The organism is bacterium (assembly GCA_023150945.1).
Taxonomy (GTDB): Bacteria; Zhuqueibacterota; Zhuqueibacteria; order Zhuqueibacterales; family Zhuqueibacteraceae; genus Coneutiohabitans.
In genome coordinates, this window is sequence record JAKLJX010000010.1 from 1 (window position 1) to 23,343 (window position 23,343).

General features: G+C 59.6%; 15 protein-coding genes. 10 read left to right on the forward strand and 5 right to left on the reverse strand.

Annotated elements, in window-relative coordinates; translation table 11 throughout:
- Window positions 1-74 precede the first annotated feature (74 nt).
- On the reverse strand, window positions 75-1,856 hold the full coding sequence (locus L6R21_14090) for a T9SS type A sorting domain-containing protein (protein MCK6560321.1): 1,782 nt from the start codon (window positions 1,854-1,856) through the stop codon (window positions 75-77).
- 120 nt (window positions 1,857-1,976) lie between these two features.
- Window positions 1,977-3,857 carry a type IV secretory system conjugative DNA transfer family protein gene (locus tag L6R21_14095; protein ID MCK6560322.1) on the reverse strand — a complete coding sequence of 627 codons (1,881 nt, stop codon included), beginning with the start codon at window positions 3,855-3,857 and terminating at the stop codon, window positions 1,977-1,979.
- Between the two features lie 861 nt (window positions 3,858-4,718).
- Here L6R21_14095 and L6R21_14100 point away from each other — a divergent pair.
- The 5 genes from L6R21_14100 to L6R21_14120 all read left to right on the forward strand — a co-directional run bounded on the left by L6R21_14100 (window position 4,719) and on the right by L6R21_14120 (window position 15,020).
- Window positions 4,719-6,035, forward strand: a complete 1,317-nt coding sequence (locus L6R21_14100; protein MCK6560323.1) for a SpoIID/LytB domain-containing protein — start codon at window positions 4,719-4,721, stop codon at window positions 6,033-6,035.
- A gap of 100 nt (window positions 6,036-6,135) precedes the next feature.
- On the forward strand, window positions 6,136-8,301 hold the full coding sequence (locus L6R21_14105) for a DUF3352 domain-containing protein (protein ID MCK6560324.1): 2,166 nt from the start codon (window positions 6,136-6,138) through the stop codon (window positions 8,299-8,301).
- Between the two features lie 31 nt (window positions 8,302-8,332).
- Window positions 8,333-9,163 (forward strand): DUF1175 domain-containing protein, encoded by an 831-nt coding sequence (locus L6R21_14110; protein MCK6560325.1) that lies wholly within the window; start codon window positions 8,333-8,335, stop codon window positions 9,161-9,163.
- Window positions 9,160-13,947 carry an MG2 domain-containing protein gene (locus L6R21_14115; GenBank protein ID MCK6560326.1) on the forward strand — a complete coding sequence of 1,596 codons (4,788 nt, stop codon included), beginning with the start codon at window positions 9,160-9,162 and terminating at the stop codon, window positions 13,945-13,947. The genes L6R21_14110 and L6R21_14115 overlap by 4 nt, the downstream gene beginning before the upstream one ends.
- 23 nt (window positions 13,948-13,970) lie before the next feature.
- Window positions 13,971-15,020: a hypothetical protein gene (locus L6R21_14120; protein ID MCK6560327.1), complete on the forward strand. Its 1,050-nt coding sequence runs from the start codon at window positions 13,971-13,973 to the stop codon at window positions 15,018-15,020.
- A gap of 73 nt (window positions 15,021-15,093) precedes the next feature.
- Here L6R21_14120 and L6R21_14125 read toward each other — a convergent pair whose 3' ends face one another.
- Window positions 15,094-15,750, reverse strand: coding sequence for a hypothetical protein (locus tag L6R21_14125; GenBank protein MCK6560328.1), 657 nt, complete (start codon window positions 15,748-15,750; stop codon window positions 15,094-15,096).
- 107 nt (window positions 15,751-15,857) lie between these two features.
- Window positions 15,858-16,451, reverse strand: a complete 594-nt coding sequence (locus L6R21_14130; GenBank protein ID MCK6560329.1) for a PepSY domain-containing protein — start codon at window positions 16,449-16,451, stop codon at window positions 15,858-15,860.
- Window positions 16,452-16,648: 197 nt separating this feature from the next.
- Between L6R21_14130 and L6R21_14135 the strand changes: the two genes are divergently transcribed.
- From L6R21_14135 to L6R21_14145, 3 genes are read left to right on the forward strand one after another with little or no spacing between them, the layout of a single operon-like run.
- The gene (locus tag L6R21_14135) at window positions 16,649-17,938 is read left to right on the forward strand and encodes an insulinase family protein (GenBank protein MCK6560330.1); all 1,290 of its coding nucleotides are present in this window, start codon (window positions 16,649-16,651) and stop codon (window positions 17,936-17,938) included.
- Window positions 17,925-19,265 (forward strand): insulinase family protein, encoded by a 1,341-nt coding sequence (locus L6R21_14140; GenBank protein ID MCK6560331.1) that lies wholly within the window; start codon window positions 17,925-17,927, stop codon window positions 19,263-19,265. Before L6R21_14135 ends, L6R21_14140 begins: the two co-directional genes overlap by 14 nt.
- A gap of 7 nt (window positions 19,266-19,272) precedes the next feature.
- Complete coding sequence (locus L6R21_14145) at window positions 19,273-19,626, forward strand: GIY-YIG nuclease family protein (GenBank protein ID MCK6560332.1); 354 nt, start codon at window positions 19,273-19,275, stop codon at window positions 19,624-19,626.
- 70 nt (window positions 19,627-19,696) lie between these two features.
- Here L6R21_14145 and L6R21_14150 read toward each other — a convergent pair whose 3' ends face one another.
- The gene (locus L6R21_14150) at window positions 19,697-20,341 is read right to left on the reverse strand and encodes a response regulator transcription factor (GenBank protein ID MCK6560333.1); all 645 of its coding nucleotides are present in this window, start codon (window positions 20,339-20,341) and stop codon (window positions 19,697-19,699) included.
- A 215-nt stretch (window positions 20,342-20,556) separates the two neighbouring features.
- Here L6R21_14150 and L6R21_14155 point away from each other — a divergent pair, with 215 nt between their 5' ends.
- Both L6R21_14155 and L6R21_14160 read left to right on the forward strand, forming a co-directional pair.
- The gene (locus L6R21_14155; protein ID MCK6560334.1) at window positions 20,557-21,933 is read left to right on the forward strand and encodes a sigma-54 dependent transcriptional regulator; all 1,377 of its coding nucleotides are present in this window, start codon (window positions 20,557-20,559) and stop codon (window positions 21,931-21,933) included.
- A 63-nt stretch (window positions 21,934-21,996) separates the two neighbouring features.
- Entirely contained in the window at window positions 21,997-23,343 is a 1,347-nt protein-coding gene (locus tag L6R21_14160) for an ATP-binding protein (GenBank protein ID MCK6560335.1), read from the forward strand.

The following is a 23,343-nucleotide window of genomic DNA, read 5'->3' on the forward strand; positions in this document are numbered from 1 at the left end:
AGCGGAGTTGGAACAGTTACTTACCAACTCAAACAAAAGACTATTCCAATCACAAAGACTTCTTAGGGCGTGCATCAGAGCGTCAGATCTTCCATGGGAGATCTGATATTCCTATTATTTATGCAAAACTCAATAACAAGAAGCATCCTATGAGCGACACCTTGGCGTCCAGATGCCACTTCATAAAAATAAATTCCACTGCTCACTCGATTACCCAAACGATCTTGCCCTTGCCATTTGATCATCTCTTTTCCAAGACAACGCTTTTTATCCAGCAAAGTTATAACCTCCTTGCCGCTCACGTCGAATATGCGACAGCTTATTTCGACGGGCTGTTTCGTTTCAATCACGATTTGCGTGACCGGATTGAAGGGATTCGGGTAATTCTGTTTGACAATAAAGTCCCTTATCACGCTTGAGGATTTATGCTCTTTGACCGAGGTCAAGACCTGGCCCAATTGACCGGCAGCATTGATTTGTTGTAAAGCAATATCGGAAAAGGTACCAGGATGCCCGTCTTCCCAGACCACGATGACGCCGCCTTGTCCATCCGCCACTCCAACCAACTCGAAAGGCCAGTCATCAAAGGTTCGATGGCGAAACAAAACCCCTTCTTTGCTCCAAGTCGCATTGCCGGCAGCATCGATCTTGAGAGCGACTTGATAGCCTTGATGGTTTTGGCTGCTCCTCTGATAATCGTTTATGAGTAAGATCATGTTGCCTAAACCATCCGGAACGGCGATTGGATGGTTTTGGGTTTGAAGACAGAATCGAAAGTCATCTCTCTGCCAAAGGATCTTTCCCGTACTGTCAAATGCCAGAAAATGTCGCTCGGAGTCCAAGCTTTGACAATCACTCCATGTGACAGTTGCACCAGAATGAAGTGTGGGCACGATCCGATGGGAAAGATATTGCTTTCTATTACGAACGAAGACGACGGCCGAATCCGACCAGCACAAACACCCATTACGATCAATGCGCTGAATGCGGCCCTGCGATACGAAACCACCGCCTGGGAAATAAGCACCAACAACAATAACTCCACCTTGGCCATCTGTCACAGCTTCAAAAGCTCCTCCAGTATTCGCATGGACATGACCCTGTGACCAAACCATTTCTCCTGTTCTGGAAAACCGATCTACAATAACATCTTGTTGACCTGCAGGGTTAAACCAAACCATTAGGAAGCCATTTTCACTATCCTCGATAACTCGCCGCGTGCCGGTTGTAACGTTCGTTTCTTCATTCAAACGCTTGCCATTCGCCTGCCAGTAAAGCTTGCCGTCAAGATCGATACGCTGGGCGTAGAAATCGTAAGGATCGGGCGCCAGCGTGCGCCGGTCATCATTCCAGGAGATGATGAAGGTGTTATGGTCCGACGTGACGATCCAATAGTCTCCGCATTGCGACTGGGGAATTCGCGCGCGAATGAGCACGCCCGAGGCATTCCACAAGATTCTACCCGTGCTGTCTATGCGCTGCACATAAATCTCGTTCTCCGGCCTCTGCGCACTCGGGTCGGATTTGGAGTAATCGTCCCAAACGATCAGCGCGCCGCTGCGGCCATCGCTAATCACATTGGTCACATTGCGTAATCCGCCCGGCGGTGAGACGCGCACACCATTCAAGCCCCAGCGATAGTAGCCATGCTTGTCCACCCGGTTCGCCCAGATGCCGCCGTAGCCAAAATTTTCGTCCCATGCGACGATGACGCCGCCTTCACCATCCGTATCGGCAAGCGGGACTTGTTCATAGCCGCCTTTGGGGATCCAGGAATTGGAATCAGGATTGGCGGACCACTGGGCATTCGAGAAAGAACAGAGCGCTGCGATGAGAAGGGGTGTGAGCCATTTCATGGCATTGTTCCTGGAGCAAAGCGTGCATAAAGGAACAAACAGAATCTCGGCACTTGCAAAGATGATCGAGAAAGCTGAGTGATTCATCATTGGCCTTTCGGCATAAGTTTCGAAGCAAAATCACCCCGCCGCGCCTGAAGGCGCAACAACCTGCTTCTCACTCTTCCTCCCCTCAAAACTCAGCGGTTTTTCAAATTTGAAATAGCCCGTCTTCAATATCGCCAGCACGCGCGGCTGGCGGATGAACGCCAGGCAGCGGCCAACTTCGAGGTGTTTGAGCAGCTCTTCGTTGATCGCAATGCCGCCGGCACTCGCGGCGGAGGGCGCGCTGCCGGCGCCGGGCTTGCCTCTGGCCGGGGGCGGCGCAGGCGCGGCTTCACTCTTGCCGCTGCCCTGGCCGATGCGCTGCAGGATGGCGCGAATGCTCTCCGTGCTGCCGAGGTGAAAGCAAAACGTGGCGTTGGTGTGATCCGCCAATTCCTCGACAAACGCAGGACTCAAGTGCAGCGCCGGGTTGGACAGCTCCGCGAACGACTGGTTGGTGTAACACACGCTCACCTGCGCATTGCGGCACACGCGCAGCAGCTCGATGAAGCCGGGATTGACGAAATGCGCCAGTTCGTCGATGATCAGCAAGCCTTCATTGCCCGCGCCGGCATCACTCATGGGATTCAAGGTGACGCGCGCGAAGCTGGTGGCCATGTCCTGCAGAATGAGCTGGCCGAGAAAGTGCATGGCCGGCGCGCCGCTGTGCATCGGCAGCGTGAAGTAGCAATCCTTGCGGCGGAGATAGATGCCGGCAATGTCGATCTCCGGCTCGTCGGTGTCCAGCAGCCAGGCATAATCCGACTGGCAAATCTCGCGCAGCGTGGTGGCGAGAAACTCGGTTTCGGTTTGAAAGCGGGAGTAGTTCTCCATCACCTCGAACAGGCCCTCATAGGCCGAACGGTTGCGAATCTTGCGCAGTTCGTTGTGCAGATGTGTCTTCGAAGTGAGGTACTGATAAATCTCTTCCAGGCTGATGAACCGTCCGGTTTCTTTGATGGCGCGAATGATCAAATCGAGATAGAACGACGTGCGTTCCTTTGCGCCGCCGGCGGCCTCGGCCCAATTCAGGCTGGCGATGATCTTCTGGCGGATTTCGCCGGCGCTGCCGGTGAGCACGGGATTGTAGGTCGCGGAGCGGTCAGGGTCGCCGGGATTGAAATAGATTACTTCATGCCCCTGTGCCAGCGAGGTGGCGATGGTGTAGAAGCGGTCGAGATTGCGGCGTGAGCCTTTGCCGTCGATGACGAAGGTGGCGACGTTGCGCCGCACCTCCTGAAACCAAATAGGCTGGATGATGCTCTCGGTTTTGCCGCTGCCGGCGGCGCCGATGATTTGGGCGTGACCCTTGAGCCACTGGCGTTTGAGATAGAACGGCGCGTGGTTGCGGTTCATATCGAGTCCAACAAAGATCTCATCGGGGCCGGCCTTTTCGGCAAAGCGCACGAGGTCCACGTCGCGCACCGCCTGGTTGCGCAGGGTCACGGCCTGGCCCAGCGAGCGGGTGGTGGTGACGATGCGCAGCAGCAAATTGAACAAGAACAGCGCGGGCAGAAAGCACAAGTAGAGCGCCAGCAACAGATGCCAGAAAGCGACCCGGCTGCCCTGCACGAAGGTGAGGGTCACATTCACCGGCCAGAGCAGCGCTTGCGTGAGGCGAATGAGATCGTTGGCCATGGTCACGAAATAGATATGGCCCTTGGCAAAGAATGCGGCATACGAGGGAAAGAGCTGGCGGACTTCATAGAAAGTCCACGCGAGATAGGCAAGCACGAGCGTGCCTGCGCCGACAATGACGAGACGGAGGTTCCTGCGCTTGCGGTCATCCAGGCCGACGCGATAATGCTTGAAGATCAGGGGCTGGACCAGGTACTCGAACAGTTTTTCGGCCAGATGCCACGGCAAGAGAAAGGGAAGAGCCATCAGGCTCAGAAGAAATTCACCAAGTCGCCTCAAGAGTTGTCCTCACGTATGTGCCCATCAAAATGGTACTCCACGAGCCGGGCAACTCTTCCTGCCGCAGGAATGTTGCCGGCCCGCCATTTCTCCTGTAAAAATGGTTCTTGCCGAAGGAGCTTGAAAAACGCCCTCCGGAAGCAGCGGTTGTTGCAACGATCAACGAACTGGTGAAATTCTGGATCTGCCGGCTTGCTTGCCTTCGCGATTTTCTCCCGGAGCCTTTTGCTTACAGCAGGCGGCCGGAAGCAGCAGATCAGTGGGGAATGCGTTCTCCTCCGAGGAGATGTTATGCAGCCAGTGTGGTAGGAGAGGGAGTCTCCCTGCTCTCGCGCAGAGCTACCCGGGTCATGATGGAGACTACCCCAAAGAGTGCGGCGAATATACAAATGTCACAAAAGATTGTCAAACAAAATCTCCAGACAGTTTACCCCGGCGTTTCGGTCCGATTGCAAGCGGCAGCGCAGCGCGCCCCGACAGGCTCTGCCTGATTCACAGAATTTACTTGAGGAGGTAACAGGGGAGGTGTTGCAGAATTCTTTCTTGACCGGCACAGGCAGCCGGCTATCGCCACGAGTGACGTGTGGCTTCGGTGAAGGCCATCTGATCATCTCACCTGCCATTTCTCTTGCCTGCATGCCGGCTTCGTGCCGGTTCAGCAATCGTGATACTCCAGCAAATGGAGGGAGCGTGGCTATCAAGCCTGCTGCAGGCGAGGCGACGGCGCTGCGTTTACTCCCGTGACTCGGGCGATCCCATCAATCTGATATTCCGTTTGCATACCTGCGGCCGCGATATTATATTGGCGCCGTTTGTTGAGTTCATGGCCGGCTGTTGTTTTTCCAACCCATTCCGCCCAGCATGCGATTGACCAACCTCACGGCTTTCATACTCACCGGCTGGCTCGGTGGCAATACTCTCTTCGCACAGAATCATACGCTCAGCGTTCGCCTCTTCGAGATTCTTGCTCCGCAAGCGCTCGAGCTGGAGTTGACCGAATCTCCCCGTGCGGCGATTCTGCTCGCCCGGCAGCCGTTGCGCGACATGATTGTGGCTCCCGCGGCAGCGGCCATGCCTGGTCCCGCCGAGCCGCTCCGCATGGCCGCAGGTTGCTGGTTCGAGGTTCAATTCGGACGCGAAGTCGTGGTGCACACGCGCCGGCCGGTTCGCATAGTGCGGCAGGGCCGCACAATGCACGTTCAGCATGAAGATTTCTCCCGCACGCTGAGTGCGAGCGATACGGTGACGGTGGCCGCTACTGCGGGCACCATTTCAGTCGCGGTCAGGCCGGCCGGCGGCAAGCGCCCGGTCCCGGCGCGGCCGTATGCCGGCACTTTCAAGATCTATCTCGCCGGCAATGAATTGGGCGTGATCAATCTTGCGCCGATTGCAGACTATCTTGCCGGTGTGCTGGCTGCCGAGCTGCCGGCCGCGCCGCTCGCCGCGTTGCAAGCGCAGGCGATTGCCGCGCGCACCTATTTGGTGAAGAACCGGCAACGCCATGCCGCTGCCGGCTATCAGCTTTGTGATTTGACGCACTGCCAGCGCTATGCCGGCAGCGCGGGCGTGGATTCGAGCATGAGGCTGGCGGTGACCAGCACCTGCAACGAGATTCTGACTTACCAAAACAAGCCCATCGAAGTCTTCTACAGCTCCACCTGCGGCGGCCGCACCGCGGATGATCACGGCGTGTGGTCAGGCGTTGATGATCATGTCTACCTCGCGAGTGTCGCTGATTCCTCGCGCCAAGCCGGTTATTGCACCGTCTCCCCGCACTTTCGCTGGCGCTGGCAGATCGGCGCCGACAGCTTGCTGCAACTGTGGCGGGAGGAGCTGGGCGATGCCATTCAAGCGATCGGGGTCAGCAAGCGCGGCGCAGACGGCCGTGTGCGCGAGCTGGCGCTGATGGGACAGTCGCTTCATCTCGTGCGCGGGGAAGAATTTCGTGCGGTGGTCTGCCGGGTGCGAGGATGGAATGCCGTGAAGAGCACCGCGTTCGATCTGCAACTCGAACAAAAGAATTATGTGTTCACCGGCCGGGGCTTGGGGCACGGCGTGGGATTGTGCCAGTACGGCGCCCTTGGCATGGCGCGGCAGGGGCATTCCTATCGCAAGATTTTGCGGCACTATTTCCCGGGAACGGAAATCAAAAAGTATCCGGCGTTGGGGGAGCGGTAGACGGCCGGTGAGGCGAGGAGGCAAGGGGACAAGGAGACGAGGAGACAAGTGGTCTCCAGAAGCGTGTCCGAGTTTATATTCGACAAATGCGAGTTTGCCCATGAAGAAGCAGCAGGTTTACTGGTTGGCAGCGGCGGTGCTGGCGGTGCTCGTCCTGGCTGGTGGCTGGTATTTCTTGCGCAGCAAGCCGGGCGAGGCCGTTACCGCCGCCGGCCCGGAAGCGCAGGAAGTGATGGCGCCGCCGATGGTGCTGCGCGAACTGCAAAAACCCAAAGCGGACGAGGAAAAGTTTCTCGAGGCCGTGCGCCGCGCCACCGGCGCGGCGTACGATTCGCTGGCGCCGGCGCCGCAGCTCGCCGTGTTGCTGCAATTGGCGGATGACCCCGAGACCACCAACCGCCTGCTGGCAGTTCGCCGTCTCGGTGAGGTGCAGACTTCCAATCCGGCGCGCGATCAAAAACTCATCGCCAAGCTGCAGGATGAAAGTGCCTGGGTGGTGGAGGAGGCGGTGCTGGCGCTGGTGACGGTGCAGCCGGCCGCGGCGGCCGAGCCGCTGCGCCGGTTGTGGTCTGATTTGCAGGCGCGGCAGCAAACCGAATATGTTCCGCTCCGCGAGACCGGCCTGCTGGTGGCGCACGGCCGTGTGCAATCTGCCGGCGCAGGCAGCGGCACCGAGTTCACTTTTCAGTTGACCTCGCATGCGAAGGCTGCGCCGCCTCAACCCGCGGCCGCCGGTGAACGCGAAAAGCTGGCGCGCTTCGTGCCGGCCGGCTTTGATCTCTGCCTGTTTTTTCCCCATTTCAAACAGCAATGGGAAAAACTGCAAAACTCCAGCTTCGTGCAGCAGCTCACGGCTTTGCAAGCCTGGCAGGATTTCAAAGCCGCCGAACCGTTCACGCACGTGTTCCAGCTCGGCGAGCAGCTCGATCAACAACTCGGCATGCTCGGCGGCAAATTCAACTACTTCATCGATCCTTTGGGTGAGGAAGTTTGCCTGGCCTCTTATCCGGCGGGCAATGACAACCGCTGGCTGCTGGTCACGCCCGCCAATCTCAAAGCCCAGACCGTGACGCGCGTGCTCGCCGCGCTCGGCACGTTCGAGAGCCGCGATTTGAGCGTGAGCAAGCAAACCTATCGCCAGCAAACACTGTTCAACGTTGCCTCGCTGCGCCGCGGCCCGCTGTTTCGCTACGCGCTGGTCGATGGCTTTCTCGTGGTTGCCACTGACCAGGAACTGCTGGTGCGGGCCATTGCCTCGTTTCTCGATGGGGAAGAAAGCAGCCTGGCGTTTCAACCTGCTCTTCAAGTCGCGATGCCGCAGATCGGCGACGCCTCGTGCCTGCTGGCTTTTCTCGATCCGGAAAAATACTTCGATCTTGTCCCCGGCGAACGCAGCGCCGGCTCGCTGGCGGAGATTGTTGCCCGGGCCTTGGAACAAATCACCGGTGCCGCGCCGGTGAGTCCGCTGGATTCCGTTTCCGCTGCGGCGCCCGCGCTGCCAACGCCCGCGCTCGCGGAAGAAACGCTGCGCTTCATTCCCGCGGATGCGATTTTCTGCTACGCCACCAGCGCCATCCCGCCGGAGAAATTTTGGCACTACGTGACCACCATGCGGGCGGAGCGCGGCGCGATTCGCGGCTTCGAGACGCGCAGCAATCTCAACCTGGGCCGCGATCTCATCAGCAAGCTCGATCCGCAAATGCTGTACTTCTTTGCCGGCATCGATACCAGCGGTCCGCGCTACTTCTGGCGGCAGCTTGCCGGCGTGCGGCTGCGGCAGGCGCAGGGCATGGAAGCCTACGTGAAAAAGCTGCTGGTCTATTTCTATTCTCCCCAAGACGAGCTGCACACGGAAGAGTATCAGGGCGTGCGGCTGCACTACATCAAGAGTCCGACGAGCTTCGAACCCAACTTTGCGATCAGCGGCGATTATCTGTTGCTCGCGTTTGACCGGCCCACCTTACGCGCCGCGATCGACGCCAGCCAGAACCGCGCGGCGGCGATGGTGCAGAATTCGGGCTTTGCCGCGGCGCGGCAGCGGCTGCAGGCGGCAGAGCATGCGGTGGCGTATTTCAATGCCGCGGCCTTCTGCCAGAGCTATCGCGACTATCTCGCGGCCTATGACCGCCGGACGCATCTTTTCGACCAGGCTGATTTGCAGAGCCGCATCGATCCGTTGTTTGATTTGCTCAAAGCCAGCGCGCCGGAGGGGGCCGGCAAGTTCAGCGCGGAAGGCAATGGTGAGTTGGTGTGGAGCATGAAGTGAAGGTTCGCGGCTTGATCTCATGAAAGTCAGTTTGAAAGCATCGCTCTGCCGGCGCAACTTCCCGGCGCTTTGGGCAGCCGTCATTTTTCTGCTCTCCTGTTCTGAGCCGCCCGCCAGTCCACCACCCGGCGTTGCTTTGGCACCGGCCGAAATCTCGCAGGCCGCGGGAAACGATGCGATGAGCGACCGGGATGCCGACGGCTTCCCGGATGCCGCCGAATTGCCGGACGAGCAGGATCGCCTGAGCTTTCGCCGCTGGTTCGTGACGCTCGCGGAATCGCAACTTTACAAGGAAGACCCGGCTTGGCGGCAGGACGATCACGATTGCGCCGGTTTGCTGCGCTTCGCTTATCGTGAAGCGCTGAAGCGGCACGACACCAATTGGCTGCGGCGCAAGCCCTTTCTGCACGAGGCTGCGATTGCGGACGTGCGCCGGTTTCAATATCCGAACGTGCCGTTGCTGGCAACGCGAATCTTCCGCACCGGGCCCGGTTCCTTCAGGCCCGCGGATTTGCAGGATACGACTTTTGCCGTGACCGCGACCGCCGGCAAATTGCGCAGCTACAACACGGTTTTTCTCGGCAGAACGCTCGAGCAACTGCTGCCCGGCGATTTGCTGTTTTATCTCAATCCCGGCGACGTGCACATGCCACAGCACTCGATGATCTTTGCGGGCGCGTGGCAACGGCCGCCGAGCTGGGACGACGGGGTGATCTATCACACCGGCCCGCGTGACGATCATCCCGGCGCTTTGAAGCTGGTGCGCCTGGCGGATCTGCGGCAGCATCCGGAGGAGCGCTGGCACCCGGTGCCGGAAAACCCCTACTTTTTGGGATTCTATCGCTGGAAGATTTTGGAATGAGGCATAAGAGCGGCGCAGCCGGCGGCGTGCCGCAAACGATTCAGGCGGGAATTATCCGAGGTGTCATCATGAAAGCGAAGTGTCTGGCGATCGTGCTGTTGAGTCTCGCGCTCCGGGCGCAAGCGCAGTACTTCAGCCTGGAAACGCCGAAGATCTATTCGCCGGGGGAGAAGGTGGTGGTCAATCTCTCGGCGGAAAACATCAGAGGCTCGATCTTCTTGCGCGCCTACAAAATCGCAGACCCGGTGGCTTTTTTCCAGCGCCAGGCTGACCCGCACAGTCCGCAGCAGTTGCTCAACGTGCGCGAGGCCAATGCCATCGACATTTTGCGCGCCTCGCGCAACCGCCTGCAGCGCGACCAGCGCCAGGTTTTCCGCGACAACATGACGCCGCAGACGCGCATCGACGTCAAGAATACGCTCGGCCTGCCCGCGTTTTCCGTGGCCACGCGCGCCAGCCGGCTGCTCTCTCCGCTCAAGAATTACCCGCTGGTCAAGACTTGGGAGATCACCGAATTCGGCAGCGCGGAAGAGTACATTTATCGCGACCTCGAGGTCGAGGTGACTGAGCCGGGCGCCTACCTCATTGAAGCATTCAACGACCGGCTGATGGCGCATACCGCCGTGGTCATTTCGCCGCTGGGCATGATCACCAAAACCTCGCCGCACGGGACGACGGTTTTTGTCTGCAACAAAATGACCGGCACGCCCGCGCCCGAGGTCGAGCTGCAAATGATCCAGGAGAAACAACTGCAGGCGCGGCAAATCACGGACAAGAACGGCCTCGCAACTTTTCCCCGCCCGCCCTCCGGCAGCGATGAGGAAGAGGGCGGCAATGCGATGTTGATTCTCGGGCGCAAAGGTAATGAGTTCGTGCTCTCGGATCTCTATTACTACTTCGCCGGCAGCCGTGGGCAATACGTCGTGCATGCCTACACTGATCGTCCTATCTACCGTCCCGGCCAGACCGTCTATTTCAAGAGCATCGTCCGGCAATTGAACGAAGCCGGTTATCAAGTTTATGCCAACCGGCCGGTCGAAATCACGATCACCGACGCGCGCGGCAACGAAATTCACCGGCAGACTTTGCAAACCAACGAGAACGGCACGACCAGCGGCGAGCTGGCGCTGGCGGAAGAACCGCCGTTGGGCAGTTATCAATTGCGCACGACGATTCCGGATGGCATCACGCACTACGCTTCTTTCAAAGTGGAGGAATACAAGAAGCCTGAGTTCAAAGTCGTAGTCGCTACCGACAAAGATCAATATGCCAACGGTGAGCTAATCACGGCAACGATTCAAGCGGATTATTACTTCGGCAGTCCGGTGGCAAACGCGCAGGTGGATTACTACATCTTCCGCGGCCGGTTCTGGCGGCCGTGGTGGTATGGCAGCGAGTATGCCTGGTACTATGAGGATGAATATGACGACGGCGGTGGCTACAGCTATCGTGCGGAATTGCTCGAAAGCAACACCGGCTATCTCGATGAGAACGGCAGCTTCACGCTGAGCTATCCAACGCCCAAGGGCGATCAAGATTTCTACTATCGCATCGAAGCGCGAGTGGTGGATGCCAGCCGCCGGCAGATCATCGGCTCCCGGCAGGTGGAAGTGACGCGCGGCTTGTTCATGATTTCCGCGTACACCGACAAGTACGTCTATGCGCCCGGCGAGGAAGTCACGGTGACTATTCGCACGCAGGATTTCAAAAACCAGCCGGTGCCGGCCAAAGTCAAAACGGAAGTGTTCAGTCAAAACTGGGTGTCCGGTCGCGGTTGGCAAACGCAGAACCGGATCGCGGCGCAGGAAGTCAGCACCGATGCCCAGGGCCAGGGGCAAATGCGGTTCAAAGCGCCGAAGGAGGGATACTATTATCTCACCATGCAGGCCATCGACAGCCGCGGCAACAAGATTACCATGGAAGAATACTGCTGGGTGAGCGGCCGCGGCGGCTATGCCGGCTATGAGGCCAAAGGTCTGGAGATCATTCCCGACAAAGACAGCTATCGCGCAGGTGAGACGGCGCATGTGTTGGTGATTGCGCCGGTGAAAAATGTCACGGCGCTGGTGACCGCGGAGGGCGCAGAACTGCTGGCGCAGCGCGTGGTGGCGCTCACCGGCAGCTCGCAGGTGATCGATTTTGAAATCGGCGAGCAGCACCAGCCGAATTTTTCGGTGGCCGTGGCGATTCTGGCGAACGATGAGCTGTACTCGGAAAGCAAGAACCTCATCGTCATTCCCGAAGAAAAATTTCTCAACCTCGACCTCAGTATGAACGAAGACGTTTTTCGGCCGCAGGAAGAGGGCGAGCTGACCATCAAGGTGACCAACCGGGAAGGCAAGGGCGTGGCCACTGAACTGTCGGTGGCGATGGTGGATGAAAGCATCTATGCGCTGGCGCCGGATTTGACGCGCGCGATCAAGAAGGTGTTCTACAGCAAGCGCTACAATCGCGTAGCGACCGGCTCGTCCGTTTATTTTCGCTTCTATGGCTGGGCGCGCGGATTGGGCGGCGCCATGGCTGCGCGCAAGACTGAGCCGTTCGCGCGCACCGGCTTTGCCGAAGTCAAAGCCGACAAGTTCAAGGAAGCGCGCGTGCGCAAGGATTTCCGCGACACCATGTTTTGGCAGGCACAGGTGCGCACCGATGCCAGCGGTGTCGCCAAATTGAAAGTCCGCTTCCCCGACAATCTCACCACCTGGCGCACGACCGTGCGCGCCATCTCCGCGAAGACCGAGGTGGGCGAACAGACCTTCAAGAATCTCGTGCGCATGGATCTGATCGTGCGCATGGAGACTCCGCGCTTTTTCATCGCCGGTGATCAGGTCACGATTTCGACCATCGTGCACAACTATCTCAACGAGGCGAAGCAGGCCAAAGTCAGTTTGGCGGGCAAGGGCGTGGGCATCACGCCGGTGGGCGAGAAGTTGATCGCGGTGCCGGAGAACGGCGAGAAGCGCGTGGATTGGACGGTGCAGACCAGCGAAGTCGGCCTGGCCACCTTGACGGCCAAAGCGCTCACCGACGAAGTTTCCGACGCCATGCAGCTCGAAGTGCCGGTGTTGCCGCACGGCCTCAAGACTTCGGAAGCGATGGTCGTCGATATTGAAGAAAACCAGGCCGTGCGCGATCAAACCATCACGATTCCGGCGAGCGCAGATCCCGCCACTGCCGAGTTGGTGCTTTCCGTTTCGCCCTCGCTGGCCTCTTCGCTTTTGTCCGCATTGGAGGAGTTGGCGGGCTATCCCTACGGCTGCGTCGAGCAGACCATGAGCCGGTTTTTGCCCACCGCGATTGTCGCCTACACGGCGAAGAAGCTGAAGCTCGATTTGCGCATGGAACTGCTGAACGAATTGCCCAAAATGATGGACAAGGGTCTGCAGGCGCTTTACGGCTTTCAGCACGGCGATGGCGGCTGGGGCTGGTGGCAGGATGATGAAACCCATCCCTACATGACGGCTTACGTGGTTTATGGTTTGTCCCTCGCGAAGCAAGCCGGACACGCGATTGCCGCCGACCGGCTGCAGCGCGGGGCCGATTGCCTGGCGCGGCAGCTCGAACAAGCGCGGCTGGTCGATCGCGAGGTTACCGGACTCGGAGAGGCGCGCGGCCGCGGCGCGTTCGCATTGCTGGACGCCACCACGCAAGCCTATATGCTCTACGCACTGCAAACCGCGCGGCAGGCCGGCGTGAAAGTCGACAATCTGTTCGAGGCGCGATTTGCAGAATTGCAGCGGGCCAGGAGCAACGACTACACCCGCGCGCTGCTGGCACTGGTTTCACATAGCCAGAACAAAACCGAAATCGCCAACACGCTCGCCGCTCAACTGGAAGCAAACGGCGTCACCGCCGGCAATCTCTGCTCCTGGGGCGGCAAGAGCTGGCACTACAATTGGCAGGACGACAACCTCGAGACCACGGCGTTTGCGATCAAATCGCTGGTGCAGGTGAAAGCGGGCAGCCCGCGCATCAATCAGGGCATTCGCTACTTGTTGCTGCAAAAGCGCGGCGAGGCTTGGCGGTCGACGAAAGACACGGCGATGATCATCTTTGCCCTGGTCGATTATCTCGAAAAGAGCCGCGAGCTGGAACCGGACTATCGCGTGCGTATTCATGTCAATGATCAGCTCGTGTTCGACCAGCGCATGACCAAAGCCGAGGCCAACGGCCAGGAGCAGGCCATTCGCCTGCCGGCCAGCCAGTTGCGCCTGGGCCCCAACCGCGTTCGCATCGAGAAAACCGGCGTGGGCAAGTTCTTCAGTACCTTCCGCACGACCTACTATCAAGCCGGCGAGAACTTGCGGCGCAGCACCACCGGTTTTGGCGTGGAGCGCGAATTCTATCTGCTCAATCGTGAAGCGTCCGGCGCGCGGCTGGTTTATGCCAAAACCGGATTCAGCGGCACGTTGCGCTCCGGCGAAGAAATGCTGGTGAAGCTCAGAGTGACTTCGGCCTCGGATTTCGAATACTTCATGCTCGAAGATCCTCTGCCCGCCGGCGTTGAAGTGATCAAGGATGAATCGGGCTATGTGATTCCCGGCGAACGCAACTACGCCGGGCGTGCGGCGGAGGGCTGGCGGCCGCAGCATGCCGCGCGTGAAACCCGTGATGAAAAAGTAGCGTTCTTCGCGACCCGGCTGGCGGCGGGCGTGCATGAATTCACCTACCTGGTGCGCGCGCAAATTCCGGGCACGTATCATGTCATGCCGGCCCTTGCCAGCTTAATGTATTATCCGGAATACCAGGGCAACAGCAGCGAAGCGCGTGTGCGAATTGTTGAATGAGGCCTGGCATCCATGCGACTGAGATGAAGCAGGGAAGATTCGACTTACTGCCGGCAGATCGCCGGCGAGTGCGACTCTCGCTGCCGTTGCTGGCCTGTTTCATCGCCGGCTGGCTGGCGAGCATGTCCTGCCAGCAGCAGCCCGAGCGCTTTGCCCGTTTGGCCGTGTTTCGCCAGGCCTGCAGCGAGCTGTTGGGAGAGCGCGCGGGAACGATTCTGGTGATGCAGCCGCGCACGGGTTTGCTGCTGGCTTTGATCAACGAAAAGCTGGGCGTGCAAAACGCCACGCGCCCAGGCTCGACCTTCAAGGTCGTGACCGCCCTGTCCTTGTTGCAGCACGGCCTGCTCGATCCGGAAGAGCAGCTCCTGTGCGAAGGGCAAATCAAACTCGGCGGGGAGGACTATCAATGCTGGCTGCGCAGCGGACACGGCCAGCAAAACCTGCTGCAGGCGCTGGCGAATTCCTGCAACATTTACTTCTACCGCGCCGCGCAGAAGTTGCCCGCTGGCGCGCTCACTGAAACCGCACGCAAACTCCGGCTGGCCGGGCGCACGGGCATCAATCTGCCAGAGGAAGCCGCCGGGCAGTTGCCGGAGTGGGTTTCGCCGGCAGAAGGTGTGCGCTTCGCGGTGGGACACAGCCGCGCGCTGGCGGTGACGCCGCTGCAGATGCTGCAATTGGTCGCGATGTTTGCCAACGAGGGCGCGGTCTATCGGCCGTTTTATCCTGCCTCGGCCGCAGCCTTGCAGCAGTTCAAGCCCGAATTGGTGCAGACCATTCAGTTTGGCCGGGAATTGAGTCTCGTCAGAGAGGGAATGCGGCAGAGTGTGGCTTACGGCACCGGTGCCGGGGCGCGGCGGGAGGAAGTGCAAATCGCGGGCAAGACGGGAACTGCGGCGGAGTACTTTGGCGCAAAAACCAATGGCTGGTTCATGGGTTTTGCGCCGGCGGACAAGCCCGAGGTTGCGGTGGTGGTTTTCCTGCAGGAGGCGCAAGGTGCGCAAGACGCCGCGCCGCTCGCCGGCCGGGTGTTGCAGCGCTATTTTGAATTTCATCAGGCCGGCGAATTCTGAAACAACGCGGCCGGAAAAAGAAAAGCTTGCCGGCGCAGGCTTGGAATGCTTTGGCGGAAACTCTCTCCAGGCTTTAGTGCGCACCGTGCCGTTTCATGGCTTCGAGCTGCGCCAGCTCGATTTGTTGCAACGCCGCCTTGGTTTCCTCCACGCTGACCTGATAGCCGGTCAGTTCCACAATGAAGCGGTTGCCCACCAGCACATTCAGCGTGCAGCTTTGATCGTCGCGGTCGAATTGCTCATAACCGCGATACCCGTGCAGCGTGAGCGTGCGCTCGTAGCCGCTCTCGGTTTGGCGGTCGACGTCGGCGGTTGCCCATGCGTAAGTCGCCATGCTCGCCAGGCCTTGCAGTGACCCGAGATCGGTGAGTTTGATGGTCACGCTGCGGCCTTCTTCATCGCTATAGCGCGCCTCGGCAGTCGAGACTTTGAGGCCGAACACTGCAGTGGTTTCGCCGGTGGCCTCTTCGCGGTTGAAGTTGGCCAGGCTTGCCGGCAGAAGTTTCTGCAAGTCGGCGAAGGCAACCGGTTCAACGTGGGAGGCTTGACCGCGAGCGGAGGGTGTTTCCATGACAGACTGGCCATACTCGCGGCTGGCATCCTGTGCGGTGCCGCTGGGCGCAGAGCTGCCGGCGGCCGGCGGCTGACTCTGTTGTTTTTCCTGCTGGCTTTGGCCGCAACCGAGGGCGAACATGAGCAGCCAGAAGATGATCCTGGTTCCGTACTTCATAACCACTCCCTGATCGAGATTGTCGTTCCATGGCAGAACTGAAGCGCTGCTAGGTAACGCAATTTTTGGCCAAAACCAACAGGAAAATTCAACCGGCGCGCTGCGCCTCAGTCATCGGATTTCTGGACTTCGTTGGTGCCTGCCGCCACTTTCACTTTCTGCGTGCCGCCGTCGGCGCCGCGAATGGTGAAGCTGTAGTAGGTGCCCTGGCCCTTGTCGCGAACTTTCCATTTTACCACTTCGCCGGGGATGCTGGCGAGCGCGGCTTGTTCGGCGGCATCGCGCGCGGCAAGATCCGGAATTTCAGCGGGCAACGCCTTGCCCTCGGCCTCATAGTCCGCGGTCTTTTCTTCGACTTCGAGCACTTCGCCGGTGGCAGCATTGATCACCAATTCGAAAATGCCCTTTTCATTCTTCACGTCGACTTCATAGACCAGTAGACTGTCTTCGTGATCGATTTCCTCGGCGATGATCAGCGCCCCGGGCATCTCTTCGCGGGCGATTTCTTCGATCTGCGCCCGGCTGAGTTGGCCGGTGGAATCGGCAGCCACTGCCGCCGCGGCCGGGGCCGGACTGGCGATTTGCAGACTGTCCGGTGCGCCTGCCGCGTTGGCCTCTTGTTGGGGTTTTTCACACGCGTGGAGAAATAGCGCCAGCAGGCCGAGGGCCAAAGGCTGGGAGAGTGCGGTCATTTTCCGCATGGGTTACGCTCCTAAAGGGTTGATGAGTGTCCGAGATGATCGGTTCGATGAAAGCACAGTTATATAGCGACAAGCTGGCACAGCGGCGAAAACCCGAAAGCAATTTGCCGCGGCTGTCACGATGATTGGCAAATTGCAAAAATTGCCGTATATTCCCCGCCAACAGAAAGTCACCAGCAAGCGGAAAAACTGCATTTATGCGTGAACAAATCGAGGCGTTGGCGGCGAGCGTGCACCAGTATCGTCTCAGCAATGGCCTGCAAATCATTCTGCACGAAGACCATGCCCTGCCGCAAGTCGCCCTGCACACCTTCTGGCGGGTGGGATCGCGCAACGAAAGCCCGGGCGCGACCGGCCTGGCGCATTTCATCGAGCATTTGATGTTCAACGGCGGCAAGAACTACGGCCCCAACCAATTCGATGAAATCATGGAGGCGAACGGCGGCGCCAACAACGCCTTCACCAACCAGAACATCACCGTTTACCAAAACAGCTTTCCGGCCACCGCCCTCTCCACGGTTTTCGATTTGGAGGCCGACCGCATGGCCGGCCTGCTGCTCGAGAGGAATTCCTTTGTCGCAGAGCGCAAAGTCATTGCCGCGGAACGGCGCTCGACCGTGGAAAGCGACAATTTCGAATTGATGAATGAGAAGCTGTGGGCCACTGCGTTTGAAGTCCATCCCTATCGCTGGCCGGTGATCGGCTGGCCGCAAGATATTCAACGCTGGCGGTTGGCTGATCTGAGAGAATTCTATCGCTGCTACTACACGCCGAACAACGCCGTCATGGTTCTGACCGGAGATCTCGACGGTGATGAGACGCTGCGCATGTGCGAGCACTATTTCGGCGGGCTGGCGAGCCGGCCGGTGCCCGTCCGCGCGCTGCCGGTTGAACCGCCGCAAACAGCACCGCGCCGCGCGGACGTGCGCCTGCCCGCGCATTTGCCGGCCTTCACGTGCGGCTATCGCACGCCGGCGAGCCGCCACCCCGACCATTTCGCGCTGCACTTGCTCGAGATCATCCTGGTTGCCGGACAAAGCTCGCGGCTCTACCGCCGGTTGGTGGATGGCGAGCGCCTTGCGACCTGGGTGCGAAGCGACTACGGCCCCTCGCTCGATCCCGGCTTGTTCATTCTCACGGCGCAGTGCAACCCCGGCCACACAGCCGCGGAGTGTGAAGAGGTGCTGGCGCAGGAACTCCAGCGCTTGCGCGACGAACCGGTGTCCGCCGCGGAGTTGCGCAAAGCGCAAAACATTTGCCGCGCCGCTTTTGTGCGCAGCCTCACCACGCTGGCCAGCAAAGCCGACACGCTCGGTGCTTTCGCCGTTTATTTCGATGACTACCGCCAACTGTTCGACGCGCTCGAGCATTACGCTGCCCTCACGGCAGCAGACCTGCAAGCTGCGGCGAACGCCTGGCTGAACCCCAATCAGGGCACGATGGTGACCCTTCATCCGGAGCCACAAGAAGCACTTGAAGAACGCTAGTCTCCGCTTTCCTGAGTTTGTCAAACACACCCTGCCCAACGGCATGACCGTATTGCTGTGGGAAGATCATCGTCTGCCGTTGCTCGCCCTCGAGGTTCTGTTGAAAATCGGCGCGACGGTCGACCCGCCCGCCAAGGAAGGGTTGGCCGGCATCACGCTGTCTCTGCTGCGCAAGGGCACGCTGCAGCATAGCGCCCGTCAATTCGCGGAAGCCCTGGATTTCGTCGGCGGCCGCTACAGCACGGATCAGGCGATTGATTGCGGCTTGATTTCGATGGAAGTGATGCGCGAGGATTGGCAACTGGGCCTCACGCTGCTGGCGGAGGCGATGCGCTCGCCCACTTTTCCCAAAGAGGAATTCGACAAAAAGATCGAACAGGCGATTGCCGGCTGGCGCCAGGCCAGGGACAATCCCGCGAATGTGATGGAGCAGTACTTCAATTCCTTTTTGTTTGCCGGGCATCCTTACGCCCGCTCCGAACTGGGCACGGAAACGAGCTTGGCCAACCTGGCAGTGGCGGAGGTGGTGGATTTTCATCAGCGCCACTATGGCCCGGAACAAGTGATTCTGGCTCTCGCAGGTGATTTCACCACCAGTGCGGTGCTGGCGCAGATTCACGAACTTTTTGCCGATTGGCAGCCGTGCGGCGCGCCGGCACCGAGGCTGGCGCCGGCCGAGAAACTGTCGCACTCGCGCGTGTTGTTGGTCGACAAGCCCGATGAGCAGCAAGCCTATTTTTGCCTGGGGAATGTCGGTGCGGCCTACAATTGCCCGGACTATGCCGGCCTGGATGTGCTGGAAACGATGCTCGGTGGCCGCTTCACCTCCTGGCTCAATACCGCGCTGCGCATTCAAGGCGGGCTGACCTACAGCGCCACCGCCTTCAGCTCGCGCCACTTGCTGCCGGGCGCCTTGATCGTTGCCTCGGACACCGCCGTGCGTTCCGCGGGCCACGCCATTGAAATCTGCCTCGCGCAAATGCGCCGTCTTCAGGATCACCAGCTTGATGAAGCCGCGCTGCAAGCCACCAAGAATTACCTGCGCGGGCAGTATCCCTCGAGCCTGGAGACGCTCGAACAACTGGCGGGGTTGGCCTGTGATCTCGAATTCTACGGTGTCGGGTGGGAGATGGTCAACACCTACTTCGATCAACTTGCTGCGCTGACGGTCGGAGACCTCGAGCGCATCACGCGGGAATATTTTCCGCGTGAGGCGTTTGCCTTCGTGCTTGCCGGCCCGGCCAGGAAGCTGCGCAAGATCGCCGCGCAGTTCGGGCCCGTTGAAGAAATCAAGATGAGCGATCCGAATTTCTATTCGCCGAGGTGAAAGCCGCATGGCGGCCGCGCGTGACAACTACTTCGTTTATTTGCTGCGCTGCGCGGATGGCACGTTTTACACCGGCATGACCAACAATCTCGAGCGCCGGCTGGCGCAACATCAAGCCGGGAAAGCGGCGCGCTACACCTCCGGCCGGCGGCCGGTTGCGCTGGTTTACGCCGAGGCCTGCGGCTCCCGCAGTCAGGCCTTGCAGCGCGAAGCGGGCTTGCGCAAGCTGAAGCCGCGCGCGAAAGCCGTTCTCGCCGGCAGGCAGAAGGCACAACGCGGCACCCGGCCGCAGCGGGTAGGGAAGCAAATCAAAAAGAGCAAAGAAGGCAGAGAGAAGAATGAGAACACGTTCCAAGAATAGTTCTCGGTCTTCTTGGTTGACTCTGGGTTGGGCGGCGTTGTGGTGAAAGAGATTTGGGCAGGGGAGAGGCTTACTTGCGCGGCAGGAGACGCTCTTTGAGCGCTTTGGCAACCGCTTGCGACTTGGAGTGCACGTGCAGCTTGTCGTAAATTTTGCGCAAATGCGCGCGCACGGTGAAGGGACTGAGGAAGAGTTTCTCGGCAATTTGCTTGTGGTCCGCGCCCTGCGTGAGCAGATCGAGCACCTCCAGCTCACGTTCGGAGAGATTGTAGTCGACCTGCGGCGGCGGCATGTGCTTCTTGAAAAGCTCCAGCACCTTGCGCGCGATGTTCGGCGACATTGGCGAGGCGCCCTGATGCGCTTGCTCGACGGCTTCCAGCAATTGCTCCGGCATCACCGGCTTGGTGATGTAGCCGCAGGCGCCGGCGCAAATCGCCTGAAACACATTCTCATCGTCGTCGAAGACCGAGAGCATGATCACCTGTGCCCGCGCCGACTGGTTCTTGATTTGCGCCGTGGCGGCGATACCGGACATACCCGGCAGACCGATATCCATCAATACCACATCGGGATTGACTTCTTCCAGCTCATCCAGGAAGTCTTCGGCACTCTCATACTCGCCCACGACCTTGCAATCCGGTGAGGCGCGCAAAATGTAGGAAGCACCCAGACGCAAGTTGGGGTTGTCTTCGACGATGGCAACGGTAATCGGCATAGGCAGTCAGTGAATGATGAACACCGCCGAGTCCGCCTCGGCAGAAACCCCGTCGCGTCCTCGGCAAGCATGTGGCAGTGAACGGGAATTTACATTTTTTGCCGAAAGCGGCAATAGTCCATTTGAACTATCTTGATAATTTCGCTTTCGCTTTCACGCGCGGTTATTTAGATTCTGCGCGGCTTGGCAGTGTAATCGCGAACGATCCTTGCGACATGTCACAACACCCCGGCAAAATCCTGGTCGTCGATGATGACGAAGACGTGCTGATGGCGGCGCGCCTGTTTCTCAAGCAGCATTTTGCGCTGGTGCACACCGAGCGGCAGCCGGAGCACCTGCCCGCGCTTTTGCAAAACACCGGCTATGATCTCATTCTGCTGGACATGAATTTCACGCGCGATGCCAGCAGCGGCGTGGAGGGCTTCGAGTGGCTGAACCGCATCCTGGCCATCGATCCGGCGGCGGTGGTCATCTTGATCACCGCGTTCGGGGACGTGGGCATGGCGGTGAAGGCGATCAAGGCGGGCGCCACCGATTTCGTGCTCAAGCCCTGGCAGAATGAAAAACTGCTGGCAACCCTTTCCGCCGCGCTGAAGCTGCGCCAGTCCCAGAACGAAATCGCGACTTTGCGGGCGCAGCAGCAGCAACTGAGCGCAGATCTCGATCATCAGTTTCACGACATGGTCGGCCGCTGCAGCGCCATGCAGGAAGTCTTCGCCAGCATCCAAAAAGTCGCGCAGACCGATGCCAATGTGCTGCTGCTCGGCGAAAACGGCACGGGCAAGGAGCTGGTGGCGCGCGCGCTGCATCGCGCTTCGCTGCGTGCCGACAGAGTCTTCCTGAGCGTGGATATGGGCGCGCTCAGCGAATCGCTGTTCGAAAGCGAGCTTTTCGGCCACGTGAAAGGCGCCTTCACGGACGCCAAAGACGAGCGCGCCGGCCGTTTTGAAGTGGCGCATGGCGGCACGCTTTTTCTCGATGAGATCGGCAATCTTTCCCTGCCGCTGCAGGCCAAGCTGCTGGCGGTGTTGCAGCAGCGCCAGGTGACCCGCCTGGGCTCGCACATCGCCCGGCCCTTCGACATCCGGCTGGTTTGTGCCACCAACCTGCCGATCCACCAAATGGTGGCGGAGCGGCGATTCCGCCAGGATCTGCTCTACCGGATCAACACGGTCGAGCTTGCGCTGCCGCCGCTGCGGGAGCGGCGCGAGGACATTCCCCTGCTGATCGAGTACTTCATGGAACTCTACGCCCGCAAGTATAACAAGCCGGTCAGCGGCGTGCACGCGGCCGCGGTGAAAAAGCTGGAAAAATATCCCTGGCCCGGCAACGTGCGCGAGTTGCAGCACGCCATCGAGCGCGCGGTGATCATGAGTGAAGGCCGGCTGCTGCAACCCACAGACTTTCTGCTTTCCTCGGCGGATGCCCGCGAGGAGGGCCTGGTGTTCGAGAACTACAATCTTGAAGAAGTGGAGAAAACCGTGATTCGCCGCGCGATCAGCAAACACGGCGGCAATATCAGCCATGCCGCCAAGGAACTGGGCCTGACGCGCACGTCCCTGTATCGCCGGCTGGAAAAATACGGCTTGTGAGCGCCGCATGACCATGCACACCGCTGCCGCGCCCCGCTTTGCACTGTTGCCATCATTCTCCGCATGATCTATCGCCATTTTCGTTTCCACTGCATTCTGCGCGTCCTGCTGCTCGGCGCGACCATCGGCCTGCTGGCTTATCTGGCCACCCGCACGACGCTCTACGCCACCATCGCGATCGCCGCCGCGCTGGTGATGTATCAAGTGTATGACTTGATTCACTACGTCGAAAAAACCAACCGGGATTTGACGCGCTTCCTGCAATCGATTCAACACGCCGACTTTTCGCAAACCTTCACCGGCGGCGGGCTGGGCTCCTCCTTCGATGATCTCAAAGCGGCTTTTATGCGGGTGACCGACGAGTTTCGCCGCGCCCGCGCGGAGAAGGAGGAACACTTTCGCTATCTGCAAACCGTGGTGCAGCACGTCGCGATCGGCTTGCTGGCGTTCAAGGGCAACGGCGCCGTCGATCTCATCAACAATGCCGCCAAGCGGCTGTTGCGCGTGCCCCATTTGAAAAACATCGCGGCCCTGGAAGCGTTCAGTCCGGTCTTGGTCAATACGCTGCGCCGCCTCAAATCCGGCGAAAAGGCGCTGGTCAAAATCGAAGACCGCGAGGGCCTGCTGCAAGTGGCAGTGTCAGCAACGGAATTCAAGCTGCGCGACGAGCTGTTCACCCTGGTCTCCCTGCAGAATATTCAAAGCGAATTGGAAGAGAAAGAAATGGAGGCCTGGCAGAACCTGATTCGCGTGCTCACCCATGAAATCATGAATTCCGTGACGCCCATCGCCTCGCTGGCCTCCTCGATCAACGATTTACTGCCGCCGCCGGCCGCGGGCGAGGCGCCGGTCAGCCTCGAGACGGTGCAGGATGTGCGCAGCGCGGTGCAGACCATTCAACGCCGCAGCGCGGGCTTGTTGCACTTCGTGGATTCCTATCGCAACCTGACGCGCATTCCCAAACCCAATTTTCAGGTGTTCCCGGTGGCGACGCTGTTTGCGCAGGTGCAGCAGTTGATGTCCGCCAATGTGCGGCAGAGCGGCATCCGTTTCGAGACGCGCGTGGAGCCGGCCAGTTTGATGCTCACCGCGGATCCGGAGCTGATCGAGCAGGTGCTGATCAACCTGCTGTTGAATGCCATGCAGGCCTTGCAGGAGCACGCCAGCCCGCGCATCGAATTGAGTGCCTTGCTCGACGATCGCGGCAAGATCATCATCCAGGTGAAAGACAACGGGCCGGGCATCATCGCCGAAGCGCTGGCGAACATCTTCATTCCGTTCTTCACCACCAAAAAAGGCGGCTCGGGCATTGGCCTGAGCCTGTCGCGGCAGATCATGCGGCTGCATCGCGGCACCATCAATGCCCGCTCGTTTCCCCACGTTGAAACCGTATTCACGCTGAGGTTCTGA